The organism is Achromobacter sp. HZ34, assembly GCF_002209485.1.
Lineage (GTDB): Bacteria > Pseudomonadota > Gammaproteobacteria > Burkholderiales > Burkholderiaceae_B > Bordetella_C.
Map to the genome: position 1 here is coordinate 333900 of NZ_NJIX01000002.1, position 26940 is coordinate 360839.

Annotated in this window: 25 protein-coding genes; 11 read left to right on the forward strand and 14 right to left on the reverse strand. The window is 64.5% G+C overall.

What is annotated here, in order from left to right:
• Window positions 1-80 precede the first annotated feature (80 nt).
• Both CEY05_RS08265 and CEY05_RS08270 read right to left on the reverse strand, forming a co-directional pair.
• Window positions 81-1382 (reverse strand): YbfB/YjiJ family MFS transporter, encoded by a 1302-nt coding sequence (locus CEY05_RS08265; RefSeq protein WP_088598016.1) that lies wholly within the window; start codon window positions 1380-1382, stop codon window positions 81-83.
• A 182-nt stretch (window positions 1383-1564) separates the two neighbouring features.
• Window positions 1565-3076 carry a YifB family Mg chelatase-like AAA ATPase gene (locus CEY05_RS08270; protein ID WP_088598017.1) on the reverse strand — a complete coding sequence of 504 codons (1512 nt, stop codon included), beginning with the start codon at window positions 3074-3076 and terminating at the stop codon, window positions 1565-1567.
• Between the two features lie 232 nt (window positions 3077-3308).
• Here CEY05_RS08270 and CEY05_RS08275 point away from each other — a divergent pair, with 232 nt between their 5' ends.
• Window positions 3309-4199 carry a LysR family transcriptional regulator gene (locus tag CEY05_RS08275; protein WP_158219284.1) on the forward strand — a complete coding sequence of 297 codons (891 nt, stop codon included), beginning with the start codon at window positions 3309-3311 and terminating at the stop codon, window positions 4197-4199.
• 96 nt (window positions 4200-4295) lie between these two features.
• Here the strand turns inward: CEY05_RS08275 and CEY05_RS08280 are convergent, their stop codons facing one another.
• The 4 genes from CEY05_RS08280 to araD all read right to left on the reverse strand — a co-directional run bounded on the left by CEY05_RS08280 (window position 4296) and on the right by araD (window position 9345).
• On the reverse strand, window positions 4296-5294 hold the full coding sequence (locus tag CEY05_RS08280; protein WP_088598019.1) for a tripartite tricarboxylate transporter substrate binding protein: 999 nt from the start codon (window positions 5292-5294) through the stop codon (window positions 4296-4298).
• A gap of 105 nt (window positions 5295-5399) precedes the next feature.
• Window positions 5400-6449: a TauD/TfdA family dioxygenase gene (locus CEY05_RS08285; protein WP_088598020.1), complete on the reverse strand. Its 1050-nt coding sequence runs from the start codon at window positions 6447-6449 to the stop codon at window positions 5400-5402.
• Between the two features lie 302 nt (window positions 6450-6751).
• Window positions 6752-7468, reverse strand: coding sequence for a ribonuclease activity regulator RraA (locus CEY05_RS08290; protein ID WP_198952751.1), 717 nt, complete (start codon window positions 7466-7468; stop codon window positions 6752-6754).
• A 137-nt stretch (window positions 7469-7605) separates the two neighbouring features.
• Entirely contained in the window at window positions 7606-9345 is a 1740-nt protein-coding gene (araD, locus tag CEY05_RS08295) for an L-arabinonate dehydratase (RefSeq protein ID WP_088598022.1), read from the reverse strand.
• A gap of 220 nt (window positions 9346-9565) precedes the next feature.
• On the opposite strand from araD, the gene CEY05_RS08300 reads away from it, so the two are divergent.
• A complete protein-coding gene (locus CEY05_RS08300) occupies window positions 9566-10249 on the forward strand; it encodes a GntR family transcriptional regulator (RefSeq protein WP_088598023.1) in 684 nt (227 codons plus the stop codon).
• Window positions 10250-10277: 28 nt separating this feature from the next.
• Here CEY05_RS08300 and CEY05_RS08305 read toward each other — a convergent pair whose 3' ends face one another.
• Window positions 10278-10550, reverse strand: a complete 273-nt coding sequence (locus tag CEY05_RS08305) for an accessory factor UbiK family protein (protein ID WP_088598024.1) — start codon at window positions 10548-10550, stop codon at window positions 10278-10280.
• 120 nt (window positions 10551-10670) lie between these two features.
• Entirely contained in the window at window positions 10671-11111 is a 441-nt protein-coding gene (locus CEY05_RS31225) for a glutaconyl-CoA decarboxylase subunit gamma (protein WP_158219285.1), read from the reverse strand.
• 439 nt (window positions 11112-11550) lie between these two features.
• Between CEY05_RS31225 and CEY05_RS08315 the strand changes: the two genes are divergently transcribed.
• Window positions 11551-11889, forward strand: coding sequence for a P-II family nitrogen regulator (locus CEY05_RS08315; RefSeq protein ID WP_057652422.1), 339 nt, complete (start codon window positions 11551-11553; stop codon window positions 11887-11889).
• A gap of 34 nt (window positions 11890-11923) precedes the next feature.
• A complete protein-coding gene (amt, locus tag CEY05_RS08320; RefSeq protein WP_088598026.1) occupies window positions 11924-13162 on the forward strand; it encodes an ammonium transporter in 1239 nt (412 codons plus the stop codon).
• 134 nt (window positions 13163-13296) lie between these two features.
• On the opposite strand, the gene ptsP is transcribed toward amt, so the two are convergent.
• From ptsP to thrS, 6 genes are all read right to left on the reverse strand, one after another.
• Window positions 13297-14988: a phosphoenolpyruvate--protein phosphotransferase gene (ptsP, locus tag CEY05_RS08325; protein WP_088598554.1), complete on the reverse strand. Its 1692-nt coding sequence runs from the start codon at window positions 14986-14988 to the stop codon at window positions 13297-13299.
• Between the two features lie 121 nt (window positions 14989-15109).
• Window positions 15110-15379, reverse strand: a complete 270-nt coding sequence (locus tag CEY05_RS08330) for an HPr family phosphocarrier protein (protein ID WP_088598027.1) — start codon at window positions 15377-15379, stop codon at window positions 15110-15112.
• Window positions 15380-15453: 74 nt separating this feature from the next.
• Window positions 15454-15852 (reverse strand): PTS sugar transporter subunit IIA, encoded by a 399-nt coding sequence (locus CEY05_RS08335; protein WP_088598555.1) that lies wholly within the window; start codon window positions 15850-15852, stop codon window positions 15454-15456.
• A 10-nt stretch (window positions 15853-15862) separates the two neighbouring features.
• Entirely contained in the window at window positions 15863-16828 is a 966-nt protein-coding gene (gene gshB, locus CEY05_RS08340; RefSeq protein ID WP_088598028.1) for a glutathione synthase, read from the reverse strand.
• 85 nt (window positions 16829-16913) lie between these two features.
• Complete coding sequence (gene infC / locus CEY05_RS08345) at window positions 16914-17522, reverse strand: translation initiation factor IF-3 (RefSeq protein ID WP_233161484.1); 609 nt, start codon at window positions 17520-17522, stop codon at window positions 16914-16916.
• Window positions 17519-19462, reverse strand: coding sequence for a threonine--tRNA ligase (thrS, locus tag CEY05_RS08350; protein ID WP_088598030.1), 1944 nt, complete (start codon window positions 19460-19462; stop codon window positions 17519-17521). Before thrS ends, infC begins: the two co-directional genes overlap by 4 nt.
• 475 nt (window positions 19463-19937) lie before the next feature.
• On the opposite strand from thrS, the gene CEY05_RS08355 reads away from it, so the two are divergent.
• The 7 genes from CEY05_RS08355 to CEY05_RS08385 all read left to right on the forward strand — a co-directional run bounded on the left by CEY05_RS08355 (window position 19938) and on the right by CEY05_RS08385 (window position 26738).
• Window positions 19938-20678, forward strand: coding sequence for a response regulator transcription factor (locus CEY05_RS08355; RefSeq protein WP_233161430.1), 741 nt, complete (start codon window positions 19938-19940; stop codon window positions 20676-20678).
• Between the two features lie 2 nt (window positions 20679-20680).
• Window positions 20681-22306: an ATP-binding protein gene (locus CEY05_RS08360; RefSeq protein WP_088598031.1), complete on the forward strand. Its 1626-nt coding sequence runs from the start codon at window positions 20681-20683 to the stop codon at window positions 22304-22306.
• Between the two features lie 20 nt (window positions 22307-22326).
• Window positions 22327-22677 carry a hypothetical protein gene (locus tag CEY05_RS08365; RefSeq protein ID WP_088598032.1) on the forward strand — a complete coding sequence of 117 codons (351 nt, stop codon included), beginning with the start codon at window positions 22327-22329 and terminating at the stop codon, window positions 22675-22677.
• A gap of 523 nt (window positions 22678-23200) precedes the next feature.
• Window positions 23201-23923: an ABC transporter permease gene (locus CEY05_RS08370; RefSeq protein WP_088598033.1), complete on the forward strand. Its 723-nt coding sequence runs from the start codon at window positions 23201-23203 to the stop codon at window positions 23921-23923.
• A 95-nt stretch (window positions 23924-24018) separates the two neighbouring features.
• Window positions 24019-24879 (forward strand): glycine betaine ABC transporter substrate-binding protein, encoded by an 861-nt coding sequence (locus CEY05_RS08375; RefSeq protein ID WP_088598557.1) that lies wholly within the window; start codon window positions 24019-24021, stop codon window positions 24877-24879.
• A 15-nt stretch (window positions 24880-24894) separates the two neighbouring features.
• Window positions 24895-25545, forward strand: coding sequence for an ABC transporter permease (locus CEY05_RS08380; protein WP_088598034.1), 651 nt, complete (start codon window positions 24895-24897; stop codon window positions 25543-25545).
• Entirely contained in the window at window positions 25542-26738 is a 1197-nt protein-coding gene (locus tag CEY05_RS08385) for an ABC transporter ATP-binding protein (RefSeq protein ID WP_088598035.1), read from the forward strand. Before CEY05_RS08380 ends, CEY05_RS08385 begins: the two co-directional genes overlap by 4 nt.
• The last annotated feature ends 202 nt before the right edge of the window (window positions 26739-26940 follow it).

Here is a 26940-nt window from a genome sequence, read left to right on the forward strand (position 1 = left end):
CGGACGTGCGTCCAATTCCGATAATTCATCGCCCTATGCGTATGCAGAATGAAGCCCGTGCGCCCGCTGGCCGCTCCTTCCTATACCCGCATCGCGTTCCTGACCGGGAAGGGGCGGGCCGCGAGGAGCCAGATGAGACCGCCCATCAGCAGCGCGGCGCTTGCCGTGTGCAGCGACCACGTGAAGACCAGGCTGTGGCCGATGCCGCTTCTGAGCAGCGCGCCGAACAGCGGGGGACTCAGGATCTGGCCTATGGCGTAGACGGCGGTCATCAAGCCAATGACCGCCGTTGACTTGTGCGGCCAGCGCAGCCTGACTTCCCGAAAGGCAAACAAGGTCAGCGCGGTGAACGGCGCTCCCACGAATACGCTGCTCAGCACGAAGCCAGCCGCACTGGGCCACCATAGCCCCATCACCACGCCAAGCGACTGGGTGAAATAGCAAACCGCCAACAGCCGGCCATTATCCCAATGCGACGGCATGCGCAAGGATGCCAGGCAGCCCAAGGCCGCGCTGATGCCGTAGATCGGCCAGATCCAATCGACCCATATGGAACCGGGGATCACCTCGCGCGCCATCACCGGCAGGAAGGTCGCGGTGATGACATAGCCGAATCCTGCCAACCCATAGGCAAGCATCAGCCAGCCCAGGCCGACGCCGGAATTCAGCGTTTCAGTCAATGTTTCAGTCAAGGATCCAACGGACCGTGCCGCGGACTGCGGCAGGTGAGCGACGGCGCTGGTGATGCCATGCATGCCTTCGCGCCGCCATGTATGCCGGCGGCCACGACGCAATTCGTACCCGATCCACAGCACCAGCACGCCCACCACGCCGCCTAGAAGCTTCCAGCCGGTGGCTGCGCTCCAGCCCATCGAAGCGGTGGCACTGGCCAGGACGCCGCCCAGCACGATGCCCACGCCCGACCCACAATAAATCAGCCCGGCCAGGGAGGTGCGGTTCTGCTGCGCGAGTCGCCGCAGGCACCAGCTGGATGTGAACACGAACGCAAACGCGCTCGCTATTCCTGAAAAGAAGCGCAGCCACGCCCATAAGTCAGGCCAAGGCAAGGCCATGCCCAGCGTCAGCGCCACGGTTGCGGCCAGGCCGGCGACAGCCAGGGTTTCATCGGGTGCGTCCCTGCGGGTCAGGCGCAACCAGACGCCGGGAATCAGGGAGCAAAGTATCGCGCCGACGAAATAGCCGAGCAGATTACTTTCGGCCAGCCAGCACGCTTGCGCCAGCGAGAGCCAGCCGTCGCTCAGCATGATGGGCAAAAGTGGCGTGAAGGCGAAACGCCCGATACCGATGGCCGTGGCGACGGACAACATTCCCATCAGGGCAATGCGTGTCGCGCTCTGCTGTGACATGGGCTCAACGGTCATACGAGGTATCTCCTCAACGCGTCAGAACTTCTGGCAGATCTAGGGCGGAAACTACGATACACGCGTTTTGATTTAATTCGACAATGTTGGTGTAACAGCCACGCTTCGTTACACACCACAGGCGCAGCCTCCGCACCTGGGCCTATGATCCCTTCCGCAACTCGGCGGGGCACACGACTGCATCACGACAGCCGATATTGCACGGCCTCGGCGATATGCGTTTCCGCGATCAGGCGCTCGCCATCCAGATCGGCCGCCGTTCTTGCCACGCGTAGCGCGCGATGCGTGGCGCGGGCGGATGCGTGCAGACGGCTCATTGCGCTGCGCAACAGTTCGCGCGCCTTCCCCGTCATGGGACAGGACACCTCCAGCTGATGACCGACCAGGGCGGCGTTCGGCTCGCCTTGCCGCGCCATCTGCCGCGCCCGGCAGGCCACGACACGATCGCGTATCGCCGCCGAAGGTTCGCCCGCCGGCAAGGACATCCAGTCCGCCTGGGCTGGCGGCAACATCACGTGCAGGTCGATACGGTCCAGCATGGGACCGGATATCTTTGCGCGATAACGCGCCGCCTGCTCCGCGGAGCAACGGCAGGCATGCCGGGGATGCCCGCGCCAGCCGCAAGGGCACGGATTCATCGCCGCCACGAACTGGAAGCGCGCCGGATAACGCACCGTCTGCATCGCCCGGGAAATGGAGATCTGCCCCGTCTCCAGCGGCTCGCGCAAGGCCTCCAGGGCACGCCGGCTGAACTCCGGCAATTCATCCAGGAACAGCACGCCATGATGCGCACGGCTTATCTCGCCAGGTCGAGGCCGCGCACCGCCCCCGACCAGCGCCGCGGCCGAAGCGGTGTGATGCGGCGCCCGGAAGGGAGGCTGCGTGCCCAGGCTACCCGGCTCCCCGGTCAGGCTGGCGATGGCAGCCGCTTCCAGCGCCTGTTCCGCGGCAAGCGGCGGCAGGATGCCGGGCAGCCTCTGCGCCAGCATGCTCTTGCCGGCGCCCGGCGGACCGACCATCAGCAGGCTGTGCCCACCCGCCGCCGCCAGTTCCAGGGCCCGGCGCGCCCCGCCCTGCCCCCGCACATCCGACAGGCAAGGCAGCGGCGGCGGTTCCGCCCAGGGCGCCGGACGCGCCATGGCCAGTGGCGCTTCCCCGGTCAAATGCGACACCACTTCCGTCAAGGTGTGCGCCGCCCATACGCGCAGGCCTGGCACATGCGCCGCCTGCGCCGCGCTGAGGGCCGGCAGGATGAGCTCTGCGTCGGCGTGATCGCTCGCCGTACCCAGGGCGATGGCCAATGGCGCCGCCACCGGGACCAGGGTGCCGGTAAGCGACAGTTCGCCTGCCATGACCACGCGCGCCAGCGGATCGTCCCCGTGACCCGCGCGCGCGGTGGGCACGGAGATCTGCCCCGATGCCATCAACACGCCCAAGGCCATCGGCAGGTCGAAACGCCCGGACTCCTTGCGCAGGTCCGCCGGCGACAGGTTGACCGTGATGCGGCCCGCCGGAAAGTCATAGCCGCTGTTGAGTATCGCCGCCCGCACCCGCTCGCGGCTTTCGCGCACCTCGACATCCGCCAGGCCCACGACGGTGAAGGTGGGCAGACCCGCGGCCAGATGCGTTTCCACCCGCACGGCGGGCGCGTCCACGCCCGCCAACGCACGACTGGTCAGAACGGCTAGGGACATACGGGCCGCCTTGCAGGAGATGATCGAGGCGGCAGTATGCGGGGCGAGCGGGCGGAAAAAGCGCGCAAGGGACACTTATGTCACTGCGATGGACGTTGCCGCGCCCCTGCGCGCAGCAGCGCGGCAGCGGCAGGCACGGAGCGAAGCAGGCGGAACGACACGGCGGGCGGGGCAAGCCCCACCGTACTTTTCCCGATTGCCGCTGCCGCGCGGTCCCGGCACACTGGCTGGAATGAATATTCGACAGCTGGCCACGTTTTGCCGCGTCGCCGAGGTCGGCAGCTTCGCGGCGGCCGCCAAAGCCCTGCACGCTACGCAATCCACCATTTCCACCCGCATCCGCGAACTGGAAACGGCGTGGGGCGTCGAACTCTTCGACCGATCGCATCACCGCCTGCAACTGTCGGCCAAAGGACAGGAAATCCTGCCCTGGGCCAGGCAGATCGTCGGCCTGTCCGAACGCATCAGCTTTCATCTGGGCGAGCCGGATGCCATCACCGGCCTGCTGCGCATAGGGTGCGCGGGCCGTATCGCCCACACCTGGCTGCCCCGGCTCATCGCCGCCATCCGCGCACGCTACTCGCAGGTACGCTTCGACATCGTGCTGGGCTTGACCGCGCCGCTGCTGCAGAAGGTAAAGTCCGGCGAGCTGGATATCGCCTTCGCGGGAGCCCCCATCACCGACCCGGCGCTGGAGGCGGTGTCCCTGGGTTACGACGAATTCGTGTGGATGGCATCGCCCGAACTCGATATCCCCTTGGAGCGGACGCTGGCCCCCGCCGACCTGGTCAGATGGCCGATCGTAGGCCTGTCCCAGGCTTCGCCCCACCACCCCGCCATCGCGCAGTGGTTCGGCGCCGCCAACGTCGAATACGATCCGGTGATCTCCTGTAGCGACATGGGCATGGCCGCCAAGCTGATTACCGCGGGGCTGGGCATCGGCCTGCTGCATCGGTCGTCCCATCGCAACGAGGTGCTGGCCGGCCTGCTGACGGTGCTCGACACATCGCCGACGTTCCCCCGGCTGGAATTCGTCGCGGTTCATCAGCGCAACAACAGCAGCGCGCTCGTCACGGCAGTGGCCTTGCTGGCGGCGGAAATCAGCGAATTCCCGCACGCATAGCCGCGCCGAAGCGAGGGCGACGCGCGTTTGCCTGGCGTAACCTGCGTGCAGGCGACGATAGCTCCAACCGCGCCCTGCACGCAAGGCCAAGCGCGATCAACGCGCTGCCATGCTGATACCCGCCTTGTGTATGACCTCGGCCCACTTGGTCCGCTCGCCCGTGATGAATGCGCCGAATTCATCGGGGGCCATGCTTTGCGGTTCGGTGCCGATGTCGATCAGCTTCTGGCGGATGTCAGCGCGCGCCAGGATCTTCGCGGTTTCCTTGCTCAGCATCTCGACGATCGCCGGCGGCGTGCCCGCTGGCGCCAGCAAGCCATACCAGACCGTCACGTCGTAACCCGGCAACCCCTGCGATGCCACCGTCGGTATCTCCGGCACCATCGGCGACGGATGCGCCGCGGTCACCGCCAATCCCCGCAACTGTCCGGACTTCACCATCGCGGCAGCGGTGGGCATATTGTCGAACACCAGGTTGATGCGTCCAGCCACGGTTTCACTGAGCGCCTGCGGGCCGCCCTTGAACGGCACATGGGTCATCTCGATTCCCGCCATCGATTGGAAGAGTTCGGCGGACATATGGGGCGACGAGCCGGTACCCGCACTGCCGAAGAAAAGCTTGTGCGTCTTGCCGTACGCGATCAGCTCCTGCACGTTCTTGACCGGCAGCGAAGGATTCACAAGCAGGATGTTCTGGATGCCCGCCACAAGCGAGATGGGAGCGAAGCTGCGCGCGGCATCGTAGGGAAGATCGTTCAGCAAGGCGGGATTGACCGCCAGCGCCGAACTCGACCCCATCAGCAAGGTATACCCGTCCGGCGCGCTGCGTGCCGCCACGCCGGTGCCCAGGGCACTGCCGGCGCCGGGGCGATTTTCCACGACGACAGGCTGGCCCAGATCCAGCGCCATCTGCTCAGCGACGGTGCGCGCCAATACGTCGGAGGTGCCGCCGGGCGTGAACGGCACGATGATCTTGATGGCGTGCTCGGGATACGTGCCGGCGCAAGCCGGTGTCATCCATGCCGCGGCAAGCGTGAATGACAAGGCGGCCAACGAACATGACCGGATGACGCGAATGGTGGAAAGAAAATCCATGGCAAGCCCCTTGTGTCGTTATGAAAGACTGACGTCCATGTCTCCCCCCTCTCCGGCACTTCGGGGCGTGTAAAGCGCTTTTTATTTTTCTTGATGCGGGTGGCGTCAGCCGTGATACGAGCGACGGCCCGTATCGCGCAGCCACAAGCGCAACAGGTGACGCTTGCGCTCGGGTTCAGGATAATCCACGAAACCGGTGCGGCGGTGACCGCAACGGCGGTTGTCGACGATCTGGATCTGGCCGCGTTCGAAGAAGAACTCGCGGTTCCAGCGCGGCTCGGCCATGATGGATTCCAGCGCATCCAGCGCCTGCAAGCCCAAGGGATCGAGCGCCTGCCCCGCCAGGTGGTAGCCGCTGAGCGTCTGGTGGCGCGACAGCTTGCAGTTCAGAAAATCGCCATCATAAGTAAACAGCGGGCGGTTCAGCACCATGGGATCGCCAGGGAAATGCTCGCGCTGGCGGTTGGCCAGGTAAGGCCGATACAGGCGCTCGACCAGCTCGATGGGATGGCGCTTGAGCATCTCGTTGTAGACGGCGTAGAAACTGACGATGCTGTTGATGCCGCCGGTCATCGCGGGATGCAGGCAGAACAGCGCCACATAGTGCGGCGGGCAGAGGTTGTAGTTGTTGTCGGTATGGAAGTTCTGGTCCTTGCGGGTGGTGTCGCCGCGCACGGAGGTACTGTAAGCGCGGCCCTGATCCTTGACGTCATAGATCATCTTGCCGTCGAAGCTCTGTGCGACCGGACGCGCCACCATCTGCCCCAACATCCAGTAGATCGCCCGGCATTCCTCCTGCGAATACTGCTGCACGGGAATCTTGTCCAGGATGACGAAGCCTACGCCATCACGCAGGATGTCGCGGGCCCGTGCCATCAAGACCGAGCAGCGGGGCATGGCGTGGTCGGCCGGCGTCAGCAGCAGGGTGGGCAGGGGATTGCGGCGCAGGTCCTCCACGAAAGCATCGATCTCGGCCAGCGCCACGTCGTCCAGCTGAACCTTGCCGTCCTCGGGCGCCAAGGTGTCGCGATCCCAGACGATGGGGCCCGCCAGTGGCGTATCGCGTATCAGCGGGCGACCCGGCTTCGCTGTATCCAGAATGGTCACTTCCTCGCCTTCGGCGAGGTCCCGCGTACGTTCCGCTTGCATTTCCATGAAACCCAACTCCCCTTGATCAGGGCAGCCAATGCGGCTGCCCGCGCGCCGTGTGATCGGCTATTGCATGTGGTGCAGGGAAGTATAGGGAGGACGTGGAAGGGGAAAAAACGAATAATTCCGTCGACGCAGCAACGGGAAATTCGATATCCGGGATTTCCAGTAGGGGGTATGCGAGCCGGACCGACAGGTCCGGCCGCGCGTCATGCGTCAGTGGCGGGATTCGCTCGACTCAACGCTGTGCGGTCGACGTTCAACGTTCAACACTGGTCACCCATTGCCTGCCGCCGGCCGTCCGAGACTCAGCGATTATGTTCCTTGCGCCATGCCGCGAAGTCGATGGGCGTTTGCGGGTCGGTGGCGGGATAGAGGCCCAGGATCGAGCGGCCGTTGGCCACCTGTTCGGCGACGAAGTCCTCGAACACGGTCATTTCCGCGGCTTCGGCGGCGATTTCGTCGGCCATGTGGGCGGGGATCACCAGCACGCCTTCGTCGTCGCCCACGATGACGTCGCCGGGGAAGACCGGTGCGTCGCCGCAGCCGATAGGGACGTTGATGTCGATGGCCTGATGCAGCGTCAGGTTGGTCGGCGCGGACGGGCGCTGGTGGTAAGCACGCATCTTCATCTTGCCGATCTCGGGCGCGTCACGAAAACCACCGTCGGTCACCACGCCTTCCACGCCGCGGGCCTGCAAGCGGCCGACCAGGATGCCGCCCGCCGACGCGGCGCGCGCGTCCTTGCGGCTGTCGATCACCAGCACCGCGCCCGGCGGGCAATCTTCGATCGCCTTGCGTTGGGGGTGTGCGCGGTCGCGGAACACTTCGATGCCATTGAGGTCTTCGCGTGCCGGCATATAGCGCAGCGTGAATGCCTCGCCCACCATGGAGGGGCCGCCACGCACGCCGCCTACCGGCAGCGCGCCCTGGATCATCTGCGAGCGCAGGCCGCGCTTGAACAGGCAGGTACACAAGGTGGCGGTGCTTACGCCGCGCAGCAATTCACGGGTTTCGGGTTTCAACATGATCGGTGTTCTCTAAAAGACAGGGGAAAAAGGAGCAGATCTGATTCACCATCAGGCGCCCTGCCAATGCCGCCGGCATCCTTCCTGCGGAATGGGAGGAAATCGCGTAAAGCCGTGCAGCGACGCCGATGCCATCAGAAAATATCCGGCTCGCGCACGGGGGCGCCGAAATCGGTGCGCAGGAAATCGAAGTCGCAGCCCTGGTCGGCCTGCTCGATGTGCTTGGAGAACATCCAGCCATAGCCGCGCTCGTAGCGCCGTTCCGGCTGCTTCCACTCCGCGCGGCGCCGCTGCAGTTCGGCATCATCGACATCGAGGTTGATCGTGCGGGCATCCACGTCCAGCGAGATGATGTCGCCATTGCGCACCAGGCCCAGCGGACCACCCACATAAGACTCAGGCGAAACATGCAGGATGCAGGCGCCATAGCTGGTGCCGCTCATGCGCGCATCGGACAGCCGCACCATGTCGCGCACGCCCTGCTTCACCAGCTTCTTCGGCACGGGCAACATGCCCCACTCAGGCATGCCCGGCCCCCCCTGCGGCCCCGCATTACGCAGGATCAGCACATGGTCCGCCGTGACGTCCAGGTTCTCGTCATCGATGGCCGCCTTCATCGACGGATAGTCGTCGAATACCAGCGCCGGCCCTGAATGCTTGAGGAAACGCGGATCGGCCGCGCCCGGCTTCATCACGCAGCCGTCCGGCGCCAGATTGCCACGCAGCACGGCCAGCGAACCTTCGGCATAGACGGGATCGTCCACGGTGCGGATGACGTCGTCGTTGTACACGGCCGCGCCCTCGATGTTCTGCCCCAGCGTACGGCCGGTGACGGTCATCTCGTCCAGGTGCAGATGCTCGCGGATACGGGTCATCATCGCCGGCAGCCCGCCGGCGTAGAAGAAATCTTCCATCAGATACTTGTCGCCGCTGGGCCGCACGTTGGCGATCACCGGCACCGTGCGGCTGGCCTTCTCGAAATCATCCAGGCTGATGTCGTGGCCCGCGCGCCGCCCCTGGGCAATCACGTGAATGATGGCGTTGGTGGAACAGCCCATGGCCATGGCCACGGTGATGGCGTTTTCGAAAGCCTTGCGCGTCTGGATGCGCGCCGGCGTCAGGTCTTCCCACACCATCTCCACGATACGGCGGCCCGACTCCGAACTCATGCGGACATGGTTGGCGTCCGGCGCGGGAATCGACGACGCGCCCGGCAAGGTCATGCCCAGGGCTTCGGCAATGGCGGTCATGGTGCTGGCGGTGCCCATGGTCATGCACGTGCCATGGCTGCGCGCGATACCGCCCTGGATGCCGATCCACTGTTGCTCGGTGATGATGCCGGCGCGGCGGTCGTCCCAGAACTTCCAGGCATCCGATCCCGAACCCAGGGTATGGCCCTGCCAGTTGCCCCGCAGCATGGGACCCGCCGGCACATAGATGGCGGGCAGTCCGGCGCTGGTGGCGCCCATCAGCAGCGCGGGCGTGGTCTTGTCGCAACCGCCCATCAGTACCACGCCGTCGACGGGATGGCAGCGCAGGAGCTCTTCCGCATCCATCGCCAGCATGTTCCGGTACAGCATGGTCGTCGGCTTGACGTATTGCTCGGCCAGCGACAACGCCGGCAGTTCGATGGGGAAGCCGCCCGCCTGCAGCACGCCCCGCTTGACGTCCTCGACGCGCTGCTTGAAGTGGGTATGACAGGGGTTGATGTCCGACCAGGTATTGACGATGCCGATCACCGGGCGCCCGGCCCACTCTTCGGGCGCGTAACCCATCTGCATGGCGCGGGATCGGTGGCCGAAGCCACGCAGGTCATCGGGGGCGAACCAGCGCGCGCTGCGCAAGGTCTCGGAAGTCTTCTTCTTGGTCGTCATCGTATTTGCTCGGCAAGCACCATAAAGGCGTCAACAGGAAATGGGATGCACTGCGGCAGCCGTGCGCGGCGCGCGCCTGTTCATGCTTGAACAGGGTTTGTCTCGGGGTCGAATCTTGTACGTTCTTGATTAAAATATACTAATACATTAGTACATCATGAACAAGCCATGTCACCTGCCGTCGTCACGCCCATCCATCCGCTTCTGATTACCACATGCCATGAATGAATCCATCAGGCTGGACCGCTACCGGCAGGCCGCGCCGCAACTCTACGAATTGCTGCGCGAGGCCATTGTTTCATTGGCATTGCCGCCGGGCACCGCACTGGTGCGTCCGGAGCTGGCGGCGCAGTATGGCGTCAGCCAGACGCCCGTGCGCGATGCGCTCATGCGATTGGAGGAAGAAGGCCTGGTGGATGTGATTCCCCAAGCCGGTACGCGCGTCAGCAAGATAGACCTGGACCGCGCCGGCCAGGCGCACTTCCTGCGCCGCGCCATCGAGCTGGAGCTCGTGCGCGAGCTGGCGGCGACCGACAACGCCGGCCTGGTCAAGCGCTTGCGGGCCCAGCTGGATATGCAGCAGGCCCAGGTCGAGGCAGCGGATCTGGAGGCCTTCGCCGCCATAGACCTGGAGTTTCACCGGGAGTTGTACGCGGCGGCCAATATGCTGGACCTGTGGCAACTGGTGTACAGCCGCAGCGGCCATATCGACCGCCTGCGCCGCCTGCATCTGCCGGCGGTGGGCAAGGCCCAGCGTATCCAGAACGATCACACGCTGATCGTCGATGCCATCGCGGCGGGCGATCCCGGCCTGGCCGAGCAACGCTTGCGGGAACACCTGTCGCACACGCTGCGGCAGGTGGACGAGATCCGCACCCGGCATCCGGAGTATTTCAAGGCCTAGGAATCAGGCCACGCCGGGACATCGGCACTCACACCTTGGGCGCGCCGCCTTCCAGTGCGGACAGCCTGGCTTCCAGCGCGGCGACCTGGGCGGTCAGTTGATCGACACGCGTCAACGTACGGGCCAGCAGATCGGCCTGCACATCGAACTCTTCCCGCGTCACCAGATCCAGCTTGGCGAAGCCTTGCGTCATCATCGCGCGCACATTGCGCTCGACATCCGCCGCGGGGCTGCGCGCGATCAGGTCCGAGATATTCTTCTGGATGTCTTCCATCCATTGCATGGGATTGGTGGTGTTCATTTCTGCATCCTATTCCGCGAAGGTTGAAAGTCGCGAACCTCAAGTGTAAATCGCTTCTGCAGGGCGCAAAAAAAGAGCGGCACGAGGGCCGCCCCAGGGCTCCGGAGACAACCGGAATGCTTATTGGCAGCCCATCTGGCTGGCCGATTGGGTAAACAGGTCGGTCGACTGCTTGCATTGCGCGGCCAGCGCCGTCTTGTCCTGCACGGTCGCCCACTGGGTGCGCGAAGCTTCCAGCTGCTGGCGGAACGTCGCGACCGCGGGGCTGTTGGCGCCCAGCTTGTCCATGCACGAGTTGACCTTGTGGATGTAGTCATCGCACTCCGCCGGCACGCCACCGGCACTGGCGGTCGTGGCGGCGCTGGCGGTGGCGCCTATCGCCGTGGAGGATGGCACCGCACTGCCCGCAGGCGTGGCCGCCCCCGCTGGGGCGGGAGCAGCGACGGCGGGCGCCACCGCCGCGGCGGACGGATTGCCGTCCTTCTTGTCACAAGCCGTCAAGACGGTCGCGGCCAGCAACATCGCCGCCGCAATCGTGGCGTTCCTAGATAAGCGATTCATGGTTTTTCTTTCCCGTTGTCCCGGCGGTCGAATGCCACCCTGGCGGACATTTCCTCGCGAACCGAAACACGCATATCGCTTGGTTGAAAGCATTCTTGATGCAGGCCTCATTTAGACACAACGTCAGCATGTAAGTCGGCGTATCAAGCGCGGCTCGGTCTCTCCATGACGGCTTTACAGGCGCAGGCAGGCATTACCCGAGCCTCATCCTTATGGAGGGCATACCTACGCCGTAGTACTGCAGCAATTTGCTACAAAAAAGCGGGGCGGAGAACATCCTGTAGCTGGGACGTGCACCACGTTCTGCACCACTCATGTGCGTGCCGTTCCAGGATGTTCCCCGTTTTGGGGCGATCTCATGCGAACCGGGGCGGCCAAAAATTGGCACAGATATTGCTTTTACCACTGTGCCTAGCGCAAACCATGAGAGGAATAAGCCATGAAACTCATCATCGCCATCATCAAGCCATTCAAGCTCGACGAGGTGCGGGTGGCACTGTCCGGAATCGGCGTCCAAGGACTGACAGTCACTGAAGTCAAGGGTTTTGGACGCCAGAAGGGCCACACCGAACTGTATCGCGGCGCGGAATACGCCGTCGACTTCCTGCCCAAGTTGCGGGTGGAAGCCGCGGTCCCTGACGACCTGGTCGAACAGGCCATCGAAACCATCGAGCAAGCAGCCCGTACGGGCAAGATCGGCGACGGCAAGATCTTCGTCGCCCCCCTGGAGCAAGTCATTCGCATCCGCACTGGCGAAGCAGGCGAAGCAGCACTTTAAATAACGAATAAAGACGCTATTGGAGCCATTACAAATGGATAAAGCAGATATCTCGTGGATGCTTGTATCGACACTGCTGGTGTTGATGATGGCAGTTCCCGGCCTGGCCCTGTTCTACGGCGGCCTGGTGCGGAGCAAGAATGTATTGTCGGTACTGATGCAGGTCATGACGACGTTCGTCCTGGGCCTGGTGCTGTGGTTCATCTACGGTTATTCGCTGGCCTTCACTGAAGGCAATGCCTTCTTCGGTGGCTTCTCGCGCGCCTTTTTCTCGGGCATGTTCACGCCTGCCGACGGCAAGTACGCCATGTCGGCCACGCTGACCGAGCTGATCTTTGCCTCGTTCCAGGCGACCTTCGCCGGCATCACCTGCGCGCTGATCGTGGGCAGCTTCGCCGAACGCGCCCGCTTCTCGGCAGTGCTGGTGTTCACGGTGATCTGGTTCACGTTCGCCTACGTGCCCATCGCCCACATGGTGTGGTTCGCCTCGCCCACCGCGCCCGGCCTGATGAATGCCAAGGGTGCGCTGGACTTCGCCGGCGGCACCGTGGTGCACATCAACGCCGGTATCGCCGGCCTGGTGGGTGCCTATGTGATCGGCAAGCGCGTCGGCTATGGCCGTGAATCGATGCAGCCGCACAATCTGCCCATGGTCATGATCGGTGCATCGCTGCTGTGGGTGGGCTGGTTCGGTTTCAACGCCGGCTCCTCGCTGATGGCCAATGAACAAGCCACCCTCGCCTTCTTCAACACCATGATCGCCACCGCCGCCGCCGTGCTGGCCTGGTTGTTCACGGAATGGGCGCTCAAGGGCAAGCCGTCCATGCTGGGTGCTGCTTCGGGCGCCGTTGCTGGTCTGGTTGCCATCACCCCCGCCGCCGGCCTGGTCGGCATGGTCGGCGCCTTCATCATCGGCGTGGCCGGTGGTGTGATCTGCGTGTGGGGCGTGAACGGCCTGAAGCGCATGCTCAAGGCGGACGACGCGCTGGACGTGTTTGGCGTGCACGGCATCGGTGGCATCACCGGTGCCCTGCTGACCGGCGTGTTCAACGCCCAGGCCCTGGGCGGCCCGGGCCTGAAGACTGCCGCGGAAATCGGTGGCCAGGTGTGGGTGCAGTTCGAAGGCGTGGTCCTGACCATCGTCTGGTCCGGCATCGTGGCCTGGATCGCCTACAAGATCGCCGACATGGTCTGCGGCCTGCGTGTGCCGGAAGACGTCGAACGCGAAGGCCTGGACGTTACCTGCCACGGCGAATCGGCATATCACAGTTAATGGAAGCGACCCCGGCCCGATAGAGGCCGGGGCACAAGGGGAAACGGGGCGCTCGATGAGCGCCCCGTTTTTTTGATACGTCGATATTGCGCCAGGCTCAGGCCCGGCGGCCCTGCCCCATCGCCAGGTAATCCTCAGACCTGGTTCAGCGTTTCCAGGTCGACCGGCAGCGCGCGGTTCAGCACGGACGCGACCTTCACCCGCAAGGCATTGGAATGGGCCCGGCGGATCTCGCGCTTGACGTCCAGCAACTGCTGCGGATGCATGGAGAACTCGGTCAGGCCCAGTCCCAGCAGCAGGCGGGTCAACTGCGCATCGCCCGCCATTTCCCCGCACACGGCCACCGGCTTACCGGCCCGCTCACCCACATTGATGGTGTGCGACAGCAAGCGCATGATGGCCGGATGCAAGGCGTCGTACAAGGACGCCACCTGCACATCGCCACGATCGATGGCCAGCGTGTACTGGATCAGGTCATTGGTGCCGATGGACAGGAAATCCAGGGCCTGGGCGAAGGGCTCGATGGCAATGGCAATGGCAGGCACTTCCACCATCGCGCCCAGCTCGATATGCGGCGCATAAGCCTGGCCCCGCGCATCCAGCTCCAGCCGCGCCGCAGCCAGCGCCTGCCGCGTGGCGACGACCTCGTGCATGTGCGAGACCATGGGAATCAGGATACGCACTGGACCATGCGCCGACGCGCGCAGGATGGCGCGCAACTGCGTGGCGAACATCTCCGGGTGCGCCAGGCAATAGCGGATGGCACGCAGACCCAGCGCCGGGTTGATGGCCACGGTCGCTTCATCGTCCAGCGTCTTGTCCGCGCCGATGTCCAGGGTACGGATGGTCACCGGGCGGCCGGCCATGGTCCGCAGCACCGATGTATAGGCCTGGTACTGCTCCTCTTCGCCGGGCAGATGGCGGCGGCCCATGAACAGGAATTCGCTGCGGAACAGGCCGATGCCTTCCGCGCCGGACGCCAGGGCCAGTTCGGCTTCTTCCGGCAGTTCGATATTGGCGTGCAGCACCACGCCGATGCCGTCCAGCGTGACGGCGGGCTCGTCGCGCAACAGCGCGAGTTCCGCCCTTTCATCGGCGTAGACGCGCTGGCGCTGGCGATACTCGTCCAGGATGGCAGGCGAAGGATTGACGATCACCGCGCCGGTGGCGCCGTCGACGATCAGCATGTCGCCGTCGCGCACCAGTTCACGCACATGGCCCAGGGCCACGACAGCGGGCACGCCCATGCTGCGCGCCACGATGGCCGTATGTGACGTCGGTCCGCCCAGGTCCGTGACAAAAGCCAGGAAGCGTCCACCGCGCAGGCGCAGCATGTCGGCGGGCGAAATATCGTGGGCCACGACCACCAGCGGATCGTTGCCGTCGACCCGGCTGGGGTCGGGAATGGCGGACGTGCCAACCAGCACGTGCAGCACGCGTTCGATGACCTGGCGCACGTCGCCCCCGCGCTCGCGCAGGTACTCGTCTTCCATGGCATCGAACTGCTCGCCCAGCAGCTGGCCCTGGGTGGCCAGGGCCCATTCGGCGTTGTAGTGCCGTTCGTCGATCAGGCTCAGGGCCTGTTGCGCCAGCAAGGGGTCGCCCAGCAGCAGCCGGTGCACATTGAGCATGGCCCCCAGCTCACGCGGCGCGTCCTCGGGCAAGGTATCGGCCATCTGCAGCAGCTCGTCCTGCGCTGTCTGCAGCGCCGCCGTCAGGCGTTCCCGCTCTGCCGTGACCTCGTCGGGGGCGATCCGGTAGTGGGCCACTTCCAGGGCCGCCGCGCCCATGACCACGGCGCGGCCGATGGCATAGCCGCGCGCCACGCCCTGCCCATACATGCACAGCACCGCGCTGGGCGTGGTGCCGGCAGAGCCGCCATGGGCCGGGCCGGTGGACTGCGCCGGGGCCGCGACCGGTATGGGCATGGCGGTGGGGGAGATAGCGTTATTCGTGCTCACCGAATTTGCTGTCGAACAGGGCTTCGATATCCACGAGCGCCCGCTCCGCGTCGGCGCCCGTGGCGTCCAGCTTGACCGTGACACCCAGGCCGGCGGCCAGCATCATGACGCCCATGATGCTCTTGGCATTGACACGCTGCGCGCCTCGCGAGATGTAGATGTCGCAGTTGTACTTGCTTGCCAGCTGGGTGAGCTTGGCGGCGGCCCGCGCATGCAAACCCAGTTTATTGCTGATGACGATCTCGGAATTAGGCATAGGGAGGATAAGCGCGGAACAAAGCAAAATCATGCCGGCGCAGCGCCGGCATACGTTGGATCAGAATTTTAAACTCAGTCTACACGTAATACGCCCTGCACCCCTCCCGCCAAGGCCTTTTCCCGGGTCTCCGCCAAGGACAGATTGCGGTAAGTCAGGGCCCGCAGCAGCATCGGCGTGTTCAGGCCAGCCAGGACCGCGCATTGCACCCCTTGCGCCTGCGCTTCCAGCACCGCGCGCTTGGCGATATTGGCCGGCGTGGCGCCGACCAGGTCGGTCAGGACCAGTACCCCATTGCCATCCCGGCCCAGGCGCAGGATGTCTTCCACCACGGCAGGCGTGCGTGCGTCGGGCATGTCGTCCGCCATGATGTCATGCACCGCGACGTCGCCCACCTTGCCCATGACGTGGCCCGCACAGTCCAGCATGGCGGACCCGAGCGGGGTGTGAACGACGATCACGATGCCGGTCATCATGCCTCCGTCAGGCCGCTGCTGCCACGGCGCGCTCCAGCGCCTTGGCAAACATCTCCGGGACGTCGAAGCCGGTCTGCTCGGTGATCTCGACGAAGCACGTGGGGCTGGTCACGTTGACTTCCGTGACGTAATCGCCGATCACGTCCAGGCCGACCAGCAGCAGGCCACGCGCCGCCAGACGCGGCGCCACCGCTTCCGCGATATAGCGATCGCGTTCGGACAGGGGCTGGGCCACGCCACGGCCACCCGCCGCCAGGTTGCCACGCGTTTCACCGGCCATGGGAATGCGCGCCAGCGCATAAGGCACCGGCTCGCCGCCGATCAGCAGGATGCGTTTGTCGCCATTGACGATTTCCGGGATGTAACGCTGCGCCATGATGCTGCGCGTGCCCGTCTCCGTCAGGGTTTCCAGGATGGCGTTCAGATTGAGTTCGCCCTCGCGCAGCCGGAAGATCCCGGTGCCGCCCATGCCGTCCAGCGGCTTGACGATGACATCGCGATGCTCGGCATGGAACGCCCGGATACGCGCCATGTCACGGGTGACCAGGGTGGGAACGGTGAATTCCGGAAACTCGGTGATGGCCAGTTTCTCGGGATGATTACGGATGGCGGCGCCGTGGTTGAAGACTTTCGCGCCCTGCGCCTGCGCGTATTCCAGCATATGCGTGGAATAGACGTATTCCATGTCGAAGGGCGGATCCTTGCGCATCAACACCGCGTCGAAGGCTGCCAGCGGCTGGTCGGCCGGCGCGCTGCTGTCCTGCCACCAATCGTGGCCATGCAGGTCGGCATCGGCGCGCAACGTGATCGGCGTGGCGCGTGCCAACACCTTGCCGCCGTCAATGAAGAGGTCCCCTTGCAAGGCCACGCTCAGGCTATGCCCGCGTTTGACCAAGGCACGCATCATGGCGACGGAACTGTCCTTGTACGCTTTCAGTAGCGGCAAGGGATCGATAACGAACAAAACATGCATTGCGGCACCCACAGCGTGCACCGCCCTCCCCGGCGGGGAGGGCGGCGGTTTAATCAGGGGAGAAGGACAGCTTGGGGGGAAACCCTCAAGCCGCGGGGGCAGCCCCGCCGTCCTTGCCCGGTGGCGGCGCTTTCTTGCGCGGCGCCAACACCATGATCATCTGGCGACCTTCCAGCTTGGGCATGGATTCAACCAAGGCCAGCTCGGTCAGGTCGTCGCGCACTCGCTCAAGCACCCGCATGCCCAGTTCCTGGTGAGCCATTTCTCGGCCCCGGAAGCGCAGCGTGACTTTCGCCTTGTCGCCTTCTTCCAGGAAGCGGCGCAGATTGCGCAGCTTGACCTGGTAATCACCCTCGTCGGTCGCGGGACGGAACTTCACTTCCTTGACCTGGATGACTTTTTGCTTGGACCGGGCTTCGGCCTGGCGCTTCTGTTCCTGGTACTTGAACTTGCCATAGTCCATCAGGCGGCAGACCGGAGGATCGGCATTGGGGGCGATCTCTACCAAATCCACATCACTTTGCTCGGACAACCGGAACGCGTCGGCGATCTTGACGATGCCTAGCTGTTCTCCTTCCAGACCTATCAGGCGCACCTCGGGAACACGGATCTCACCGTTGATGCGATTGGCTTTTTCAGTGGCGATGTTGACAACTCCTAAAACGTTAAAAAACCTGCAGAGAAAGAACCCTATTCGGACTTGGCCGCGACTTCACGTCGGTCGGACACATCGGCCGCCAGGCGGCTGATGAAATCGTCGAGCTTGATCGCGCCCAGTTCCAGACCGCCTCGGCCACGCACGGCAACCGTACCGGCTTCCCGTTCTTTCTCGCCTACGACAAGAATATAGGGGATCTTCTGCAGACTGTGCTCACGGATTTTATAAGTGATTTTTTCACCACGCAAATCCGACTCTACCCTAAAGCCTTGTTTTTTCAGGCTTTGTGTAATTTGGGCCGCATATTCCGCTGACGGTTCCGAGATACAGCACACCACGGCCTGCACCGGCGCGAGCCACGGCGGCATGGCGCCGGCGTGGTTTTCAATCAACATTCCGATGAAACGCTCCAGCGAACCCAGGATGGCCCGGTGCAGCATGACCGGCGGTTTACGCTGGTCATCGGCGTCGACATATTCGGCGCCCAAGCGCACCGGCATCGAGAAATCGACCTGGATCGTGCCGCACTGCCAGTGGCGCCCGATGGCGTCCTTCAGCGTGTATTCGATCTTCGGGCCATAAAAAGCCCCCTCGCCCGGGGAGATTTCGAACGCGCAGCCGGTACGGTGCAGGCTGTCCATCAGGGCTTTTTCAGCGGCGTCCCAGGTGGCATCCGAACCGATGCGCTTTTCCGGGCGCGTGGCCACCTTATATAGCACTTCCGTAAAGCCGAAGTCCAGATAGACCTTTTGCAGCAGTGCGGTAAATGCCGCGCATTCGTCCTGCAGCTGGTCTTCCGTGCAGAAGATGTGGCCGTCGTCCTGGGTAAAACCGCGCACGCGCATCATGCCGTGCAGCGAACCGGACGGTTCGTTGCGGTGGCACTGGCCGAATTCGCCATAGCGCAGCGGCAGGTCGCGGTAGGAATGCAGGCCGGCGTTGTAGATCTGCACGTGGCCCGGGCAGTTCATCGGCTTCAGGCCGTAGACACGGTTCTCGGACTCGGTCGTGAACATGTTTTCACGATAGTTGTCCCAGTGGCCGGTCTTCTTCCACAGGGAAATGTCCAGGATCTGCGGCGCCTTCACTTCCTGGTAGCCGTTGTCGCGGTACACCGCGCGCATGTATTGCTCGACCTGCTGCCACAGCTGCCAGCCCTTGGGGTGCCAGAAGATCAGGCCCGGGGCCTCGTCCTGGAAGTGGAACAGGTCCAGTTCGCGGCCCAGCTTGCGGTGGTCGCGCTTTTCCGCCTCTTCCAGCATGTGCAGGTAGGCGTCCTGGTCTTCCTTGGACGCCCAGGCCGTGCCGTAGATACGCTGCAGCATCTCGTTCTTGCTGTCGCCGCGCCAGTAGGCGCCGGCCACCTTCATCAGCTTGAAGACCTTCAGCTTGCCCGTGGACGGCACGTGGGGGCCGCGGCACAGGTCGACGAAGTCGCCTTCGCGATACAGGCTGAGCACTTCATTGGACGGGATCGAGGCGATGATCTCGGCCTTGTAGTGTTCGCCTATGCCCTTGAAATAGGCCACGGCGTCGTCGCGCGTCCATTCCTCGCGCGTCACCACTTCGTCCTTGCGGGCCAGCTCGGCCATCTTTTTCTCGATGGCCTGCAGGTCTTCCGGCGTGAACGGACGCTTGTACGAGAAGTCGTAGTAGAAGCCGTTGTCGATGACCGGGCCGATGGTGACCTGGGCGTCGGGGAACAGCGACTTGACCGCGTACGCCAGCAAGTGGGCGGTGGAGTGGCGGATCAGATCCAGGCCGTCGGCGTCCTTGGCGGTGATGATGCCCAGTTCGGCATCGCTGTCGATGCGGAACGAGGTATCGACCATGCGCGCCTTTTCGCCATTGCTGGCCACGCGGCCGCCCAGCGCGGCACGCGCCAGGCCGGCGCCGATCGATTGCGCCACCTCGGCCACCGTGACGGGGCCCGGAAACTCGCGGCGGGAACCGTCGGGCAAGGTAATCTGTACCATTTGAAGCTTCCTGATGTATGAAATAAAAAAACGCGGCTTACTGGCCGCGTTTTCTTCGTCTGGTGCCGCCAACCCCGACCTGCGGGCTGGCCACGAACCTACCTAAGTCGCAGCATTCAGCGAGGACTCAAGATGGTAGTTCGGGCGTAAAGCGGGGACATCCGAGGGGACATTCGAGGGACCAGCCCATTCAAGGTAATTTTCGAATTGTATCACCCCCGCAGGGGAAAGGCGCGGCGGCCGGAAAAAAGGCGTGATGGAAGGGCGCGATGGAAATGGCGTGTAGGACTAGTCTTATTTTTCGCCCCCCTTCGCTACATCCCCTGATTCGGTCCGTAAACTGCCGGCCAGACGATCCCCCGGTTCTCCCACCAGCCTCCCCGACAGCGCCTTCCCGGGCACGCGCCGAATTCCGCGCGCGCGAGGCACTGTCACGTCACAAGGGGAGCCCGCACCCTGCCAAGCAAGGAAATGCATGACCATCGCTCACAGCAGCCAGGGCATCCGCTCCGCCGCACCCCGGTGTCTCATCGACGAGGGATCGGTCCAACGGTATATGCTCAGCGCCCGCCCGCGCCACCGCATCCGGATCTCCATCCTCGATGACCATCCCATCATTGGACTGGGTATGGCCTCGTTCCTGCACCACCAGTCCGACTTCGACATCATCCAGACAGAAACATCGGCGATCCGCTTCCTGGATACGCTGAAGGAAGTCCCCTGCGACGTCGCCGTCGTCGACTTCTATTTGCCACGCCAGCCATGGGATGGCGTCGACTTCATCAAGCGCCTGCGCCGGGAACACCCCGGGCTGGTCGTCATCACCTTCTCGGGCGGCAGGACGGCGGACACCGAATACGCGGCCTACAAGGCCGGCGCCCACGGCTATGTACCGAAAGGAGAACGCCTGCTGTGCATCGCGGACGTGATCCGCCAGGCGGTCAGTTCACCGCGCAAGTTCCATACGTGCAGCGAGGGGGAACTGATCGACCATCAGCCGCCCAAGCCCGATGACCGGCTGACCGCGGCGGAAATGGACGTCCTGCGCAATATCGCGCTGGGCCTGTCCGTCACCCAGATCTCCGCCAAGCTGCTGCGCAGCAAGAAGACCATCAGCACGCACAAGCGGCGCGCCATGAAGAAGCTGGGACTGGCGGACGACCTGGCGCTGGCCATATACCTGAGAGAGAAATTCGAACCTTCATCGGAGTTCTGACATTGCACGCCAGTGCCATCGCCTGGCCGCCGGATGCAGCCACGCTCGACTATCTGGCGGCGCTGTCGGGTTACGTCCTGATGGGCCTTCTTTGCGTGGCCGGCGCCATCGGCTGGACGCAGCGGCGGGGACGCAGCGCCCGTCGCGCCGCGGAGAAAGCGCGCATGGAAGCCACCCATGCGCGCGAGCGGGCACAGACCGCGGACACGGTCAGGTCCACTTTCCTGGCCACCGTCAGCCATGAGATCCGCACGCCGCTCAACGGCGTGATCGGCGTGCTGGACATCCTTGGCGACACGCCGCTCGATACGGAACAGCGGCATTACATCGACATTGCAACGCACTCCGCGCGGCTGCTGTTGCGCGTCATCAATGACATCCTCGACTACGCCAAGATCGAATCAGGCGCGCTGCATCTCTATAAGGCGCCCTACGGCCTGTACCCGGCGATGGAAAACATCGCGAATCTCTATCTGCCGCTGGCGCGGCGCAAAGGACTGAGCCTGACCGTCGCCATCATGCCGCACTTCGACCGCAGCCTGATCGGCGACGAAATACGCATAGGACAGGTCGTGGCCAATCTTTTGAACAATGCCGTCTCGTTCACCGAGCACGGCAGCATCGTGCTGTCGGCCCGGCGCCGCGTGCGGCGTGACCGGGACCATATCGAGATTACGGTGCGCGACACGGGGCCCGGCATGTCGGCGGAGTATCAGCGCCATCTGTACTCACCCTTCCAGCAGGAAGACAATTCGACCACCCGGCGGCATGGCGGGACAGGATTGGGGCTGTCCATCGTCAAGCTTCTACTCGACCTCATGGGCGGGACCATACACATCCACAGCGTGGCGGGGCGTGGCACCCGGGCGACGGTGCGCCTCCCTGCCCAATGGGGCGAACGCACGGTGGACTGGCCCTGCCATGCGGGCCGGCGCGCGACGGTGGCGGTAAGCAACCGCCTGCTGCGGCCCGCCATACAGGCCTGGTTGCGCAAGATGGAAATCGAAGAGGTTGGCGCGGACCGTGGCGCTGACCTGAGCATCATGGACGGCAGCGATGGCGGCTTCGTCTGTCGCCTCGCCGACGGCGCCACCCCCAGCATCCACGCCCTCGCCCCTTTCCTGAGAGTCCTGGCCAAGGCATGGCGCGGCGAAGCGGACTCACCGGAGGCAGGCACGGCGCCCTTGGGGCCGGAGTGCACGGGCGGGCCCGACCGCCCTGCTCCCTTGTTCCAGTCGACCCGGGACCTGTTGCTGGTCGAAGACAATGAAATCAATCGCGACCTTACCCTGCGCCAACTGCATCGCCTGGGTATCGAAGCGCGCGCCGCGGACGACGGCGAAAGCGGCTATACGCAATGGCTGTGCGTGCGCCCGCGCATCGTGCTGGTGGACTGCCATATGCCGCGGCTGGACGGCTATGGCCTGGCGCGGCGCATACGCATCCACGAGATGGTGCACGGCCTGCCGCGCACGAAATTGATAGGCTTCAGCGCCAACGCCACCCAGACCGATGCCCAGGCCTGCCGTGCCGCCGGAATGGACGATTACGTGCCCAAACCTGCCTCACGCGGCTCGCTGGCATCGGCCCTGCGGCGCGCGGGCCTGGCCTGGGCTTGGGACGGATGATGATGACACCTTTACTGGATATGGAATTACTGCTTGAGCTCTACCCCGACGCCGCGGCCCGCCACGGCTTCCTGCTGCGGGCGCACGAGCTGCTGTCGGCGGATCGCGTGGCGCTGCAAGACGCCATGGCACGGCGCGATCATGTCAGCGCCCGCGAGCTGGCGCACCGCATCCAGGGCACCGCGGCGTTCTTGAACGGGGCGCGGGAAATCACGCAGAAGTTGTTCAGCCGCCTGAACCTGGCTTTGGCGCGCGCGAATGCCACGCGCACCATCAGCGGTGGGGAACCGGTGCTGGCCTATCTATCCGACCTGGAAGTCGCGCTATTGAACGCCGCGGAAGACCTTGGCGCCCAGCCGCGCACCGGATGAAAATTGGGCCAATTTCAGTCGAAAAGACGGTTCACCAAGCTGCCCCCGGAAGCCGCGAGATGACAGTTTGACTGAACTTCGGTACAATAGCCGCCACGTTGCCATCCGTTCTCATCAGTCTAGTATTTCCAATACCGCCGCAACATAGCGCCGCAGTACAGCGCAATCAACGGCACAGACTGAGTCATCGTTTGGCAGTCCCGACTATCGGCGGCGCATCGGATTTTTGCTTCTAACTCGCGCTGCCATTTGGCCAAACAGCGGTATTTCGCGCTGATTTGCGCCTCCCTCCGGAACGTCCGGCCCTCTTGGCCGCACCTCCACCCTTAGGGTCCCGCCCACTACGGTGATGCACGGACCCACCGCGCGTCCGCCGGCGATCCTGTCGGCCATGGCGCGCATACGTAATGCTTCGCACTGTCGTGGGCCAGGCCTGGTGCCCTGCCGCCATTGGCCGCCGCCCGCTTGTCATTTCCCGTGCTCGCAACGCCTCATCGCGTTGCGGACCCGGGCTGGGAGAGTCATGCTGAAAACCAACTCCACCGTGCGTGCCCTGGCCTGGACGGCCTTTGTACTGGCGCTGCTCGCTGGCCTGATCGCCTGGATCGGGCCGGACTTCATCCGCCAGCAGCGCGGTCGCCTGCTTTACGACGCCGCCGACCATATCCGCCTGGTGGGCATCTCGATGCTGTTGGCCCTGGCGACCGGGCTGCCGGCCGGCGTGGCCTTGAGCCGTCCTTGCATGCGGCGCTGGTCCGACCGCCTGATGCAGATCTTCAACATCGGCAACACCGTGCCGTCGCTGGCGGTGCTGGCGCTGGCCCTGGCGGCCTTGGGCATCGGAGAGCGCCCCGCCATCCTGGCCTTATGGCTGGCTTCGCTGCTGCCCATCGTGCGCAACACCACCGAAGGGCTGCGCGGCGTGTCGCCGGCGCTGACCGAGGCGGCACGCGGCATCGGCATGACGCCGGCGCAGCGCCTGTTCCAGGTGGAATTTCCCAACGCCCTGCCCGTGATCCTGGCCGGCGTGCGCATCAGCCTGGTGATCAACGTGGGCACCGTGCCCCTTTCTTTCCTGATCGGCGCCAACAGCCTGGGCGAACTCATCTTCCCGGGCATTTACCTGAACGACCAGCCGCTGCTGCTGCTGGGCGCCGCCGCCACCGCCGTCATGGCGCTGGTCCTGGACGCGATCTTCGCGGCCGGTGGTGCCCTGTACCTGCGCAAGCGCGGCATGGGCCGATGAGCGGTAAATCAAGGAGAAGCAATTTGTTGAACAAGCATTCCACATCCCGCCGCCGGCTGTTGCCGCGCGCGCTGCGGTGCGTCGCGAGCCTGCTGATGCTGGCGCAGGTGGGCCTGGGCACCGCCCACGCAGCCACGCCTTTACGCGTCGGCGGCAAAAACTTCACCGAACAATTGATCCTGTCCTCGATGACCTCGCAATATCTGCGCGCCAAGGGCTATTCCACGGATCTCACCACCGGCCTGGGCAGCACGCTGATGCGCCAGGCGCTGGAAAACGGCCAGCTGGACGTCGTCTGGGACTACACCGGCACCGCGCTGGTGGTGTTCAACCACGTCAAGGAAAAGCTGGACGCCGACCAGAGCTACGCACGGGTGAAAACCCTGGACGCGAAAAAAGGCCTGGTGTGGCTGGACGCCTCCAAGGTCAACAATACCTACGCCTTGGCCATGCCGCATGATCGCGCCGTTGCCACCGGCATCACCACGCTGTCGGAATACGCGAAGATGGTGCGCGACACCCCCAAGAAGCGGCATCCCTTTGCCGTCGACATGGAATTCGCCGCGCGGCCCGACGGCCTGGGCCCCTTGAAAGACGCGTACCAACTGCCGCTGACCCGGCGCGACATCATTCAGCTGGATCCCGGCCTGGTCTACACCGCGCTGCGCAACAACCAGGTCGACACCGGCCTGGTCTACACCACCGACGGCCGCGTCAAGGGCTTCAACCTGGTGCTGCTGCGCGACGACCTGAATTACTTCCCGGCCTACAACGCGGTTCCCGTGGTGCGCGCGGAAACGCTGCGCGCCAATCCGGAACTGGGCGCCCAGTTGAACGCCCTGGCCGCGCAGCTCGACAACGCCGCCATGACCGAGATGAACTACCAGGTCGATATCGGGCAGCGCCCGGTGGACCAGGTAGCCACCGATTTCCTGCGCCAGCATGGCCTGATCTGACGGCTGAGGAGCGACATGAGCATTTTCGACTACCTGATTCAAACGTGGCCATCCCTGCTGCGCCTGGCGGGCCAGCATCTTGCCCTGGTGGGCGCGGCGGTGGGTTGCGCCATCTTGTGCGGCATTCCGCTGGGCGTGCTGATGGTGCGCGTGCGCTGGCTGGCCACGCCGCTGCTGAGCCTGGCCACGGTGATCCTGACCCTGCCCTCGATCGCGCTGTTCGGCCTGATGATTCCCATCTTCGGCCGCTTCGGCCACGCCCTGGGCTACGTGCCGGCCGTCACCGCCGTGTTTCTTTATTCCCTGTTGCCCATCATGCGCAACACCTACGTCGCGCTGACGAATGTCGATCCCGGCATCCGTGAAGCCGCGCGCGGCATCGGCATGACGCCCTGGCAGCGCCTGCGCATGGTGGAACTGCCGCTGGCCACGCCCGTCATCATCGGCGGCGTGCGTACCGCCGTGGTGATGAACATCGGCGTGGCGACGATTTCCGCGCTGATCGGCGCAGGCGGCCTTGGCGTGCTGATCCTGCAAGCCATCAGCCAGAGCAACATGAGCAAGCTCGCCATGGGCGCCGTCCTGGTCAGCGTACTGGCCATCGCCGCCGATTTTTGCCTGCAGTGGCTGCAGCGCGCCCTAACACCGAAAGGAGTCCGGACATGATAGAACTCGACCAACTCAGCAAATCGTTCACGCAAAAGGACGGTCACGTGGTGAAGGCCGTCGATCGCGTCAGCCTGACCGTGCCGCGCGGCGAAATCTGCGTCTTCCTGGGGCCTTCCGGTTGCGGCAAGACCACCACGCTGAAGATGATCAACCGTCTCATCGCGCCGACGTCGGGACGCGTGCTGATCGACGGCGAGGACACCGCGTCCCTGGACGCCGTCAGCCTGCGCCGCAAGATCGGCTATGTGATCCAGCAGATCGGCCTGTTCCCCAACATGACCATCGAGCAGAACATCATGGTGGTGCCGCGCCTGATGGGTTGGGACAAGCAGCGCTGCCGCGAACGGGCGCGCGAACTGCTTGCCATGGTCAAGCTGGATCCCGCCAAGATGATGGCCCGCTACCCGCGTGAACTGTCCGGCGGCCAGCAGCAGCGTGTCGGCGTGATTCGCGCCCTGGCCGCGGATGCGCCCGTGCTGTTGATGGACGAACCCTTCGGCGCGGTCGATCCGATCAACCGGGAAAGCATCCAGAACGAATTCTTCCAGATGCAACGCGAGCTGAACAAGACCGTCATCATGGTGTCGCACGACATCGACGAGGCCATCAAGCTGGGCGATCGGGTGGCGGTTTTCCGCGCCGGACGGCTGGTGCAGTTCGACCATCCCGACGCGCTGCTGGCACGCCCGGCGGACGATTTCGTGCAGGCCTTCGTCGGCCACGACAACACCTTGAAGCGCCTGCTGCTGGTGCGCGCGGGCGACGCCGCCAGCCTGCCGCCCTGCGGCTCGCCGGACATGACCATGGCGCAGGCCTACGGCTTGATGGACGAGGCCGACGTGCGCTATCTGCCCATCCTGGACACCGCCGGCCGCGCCTTGGGCTACATCACCCGGCGCGACGCGCGCGAAGCCATGCGCACGGGCGACCGCGCCTGCGGCGAAGCGCTGCGTACGTTTACCGTCACCGCGGCGGTGGACGAGCACTTGCGGATCGTGCTGTCACGCATGTACCAGCACAACACCAGCTGGCTGCCCGTGCTGGATGCCGAGGGCGTGTACCTGGGTGAAGTGACGCAGGAATCGATCGCCGGATATCTGAGTTCCGGCAAGTCGCGCAGCTTTCTCGCGGCGGCGCCGGCCCAGGCCCAGACGCAAACCCAGGCCCGATCGGTCGCGACGCCGGCCTGACGCGGCCCGGGCCTGACGCGGCCCGGCCGTTATGGCCCGAGCTCGCGCGCGGCCTGCATCGCAGGCTGCGGCCACCCCTCCCTGCCTTACTCTACCCAACGGTGTGGCCCCCCCGCGCCGTTGCGGCATTCCTGTCAAATCCTTTAATTGCCCTTTACCGGTATGCTTGCCTCCGCGCAGGCTGCTTGACGACGCCTGCGTG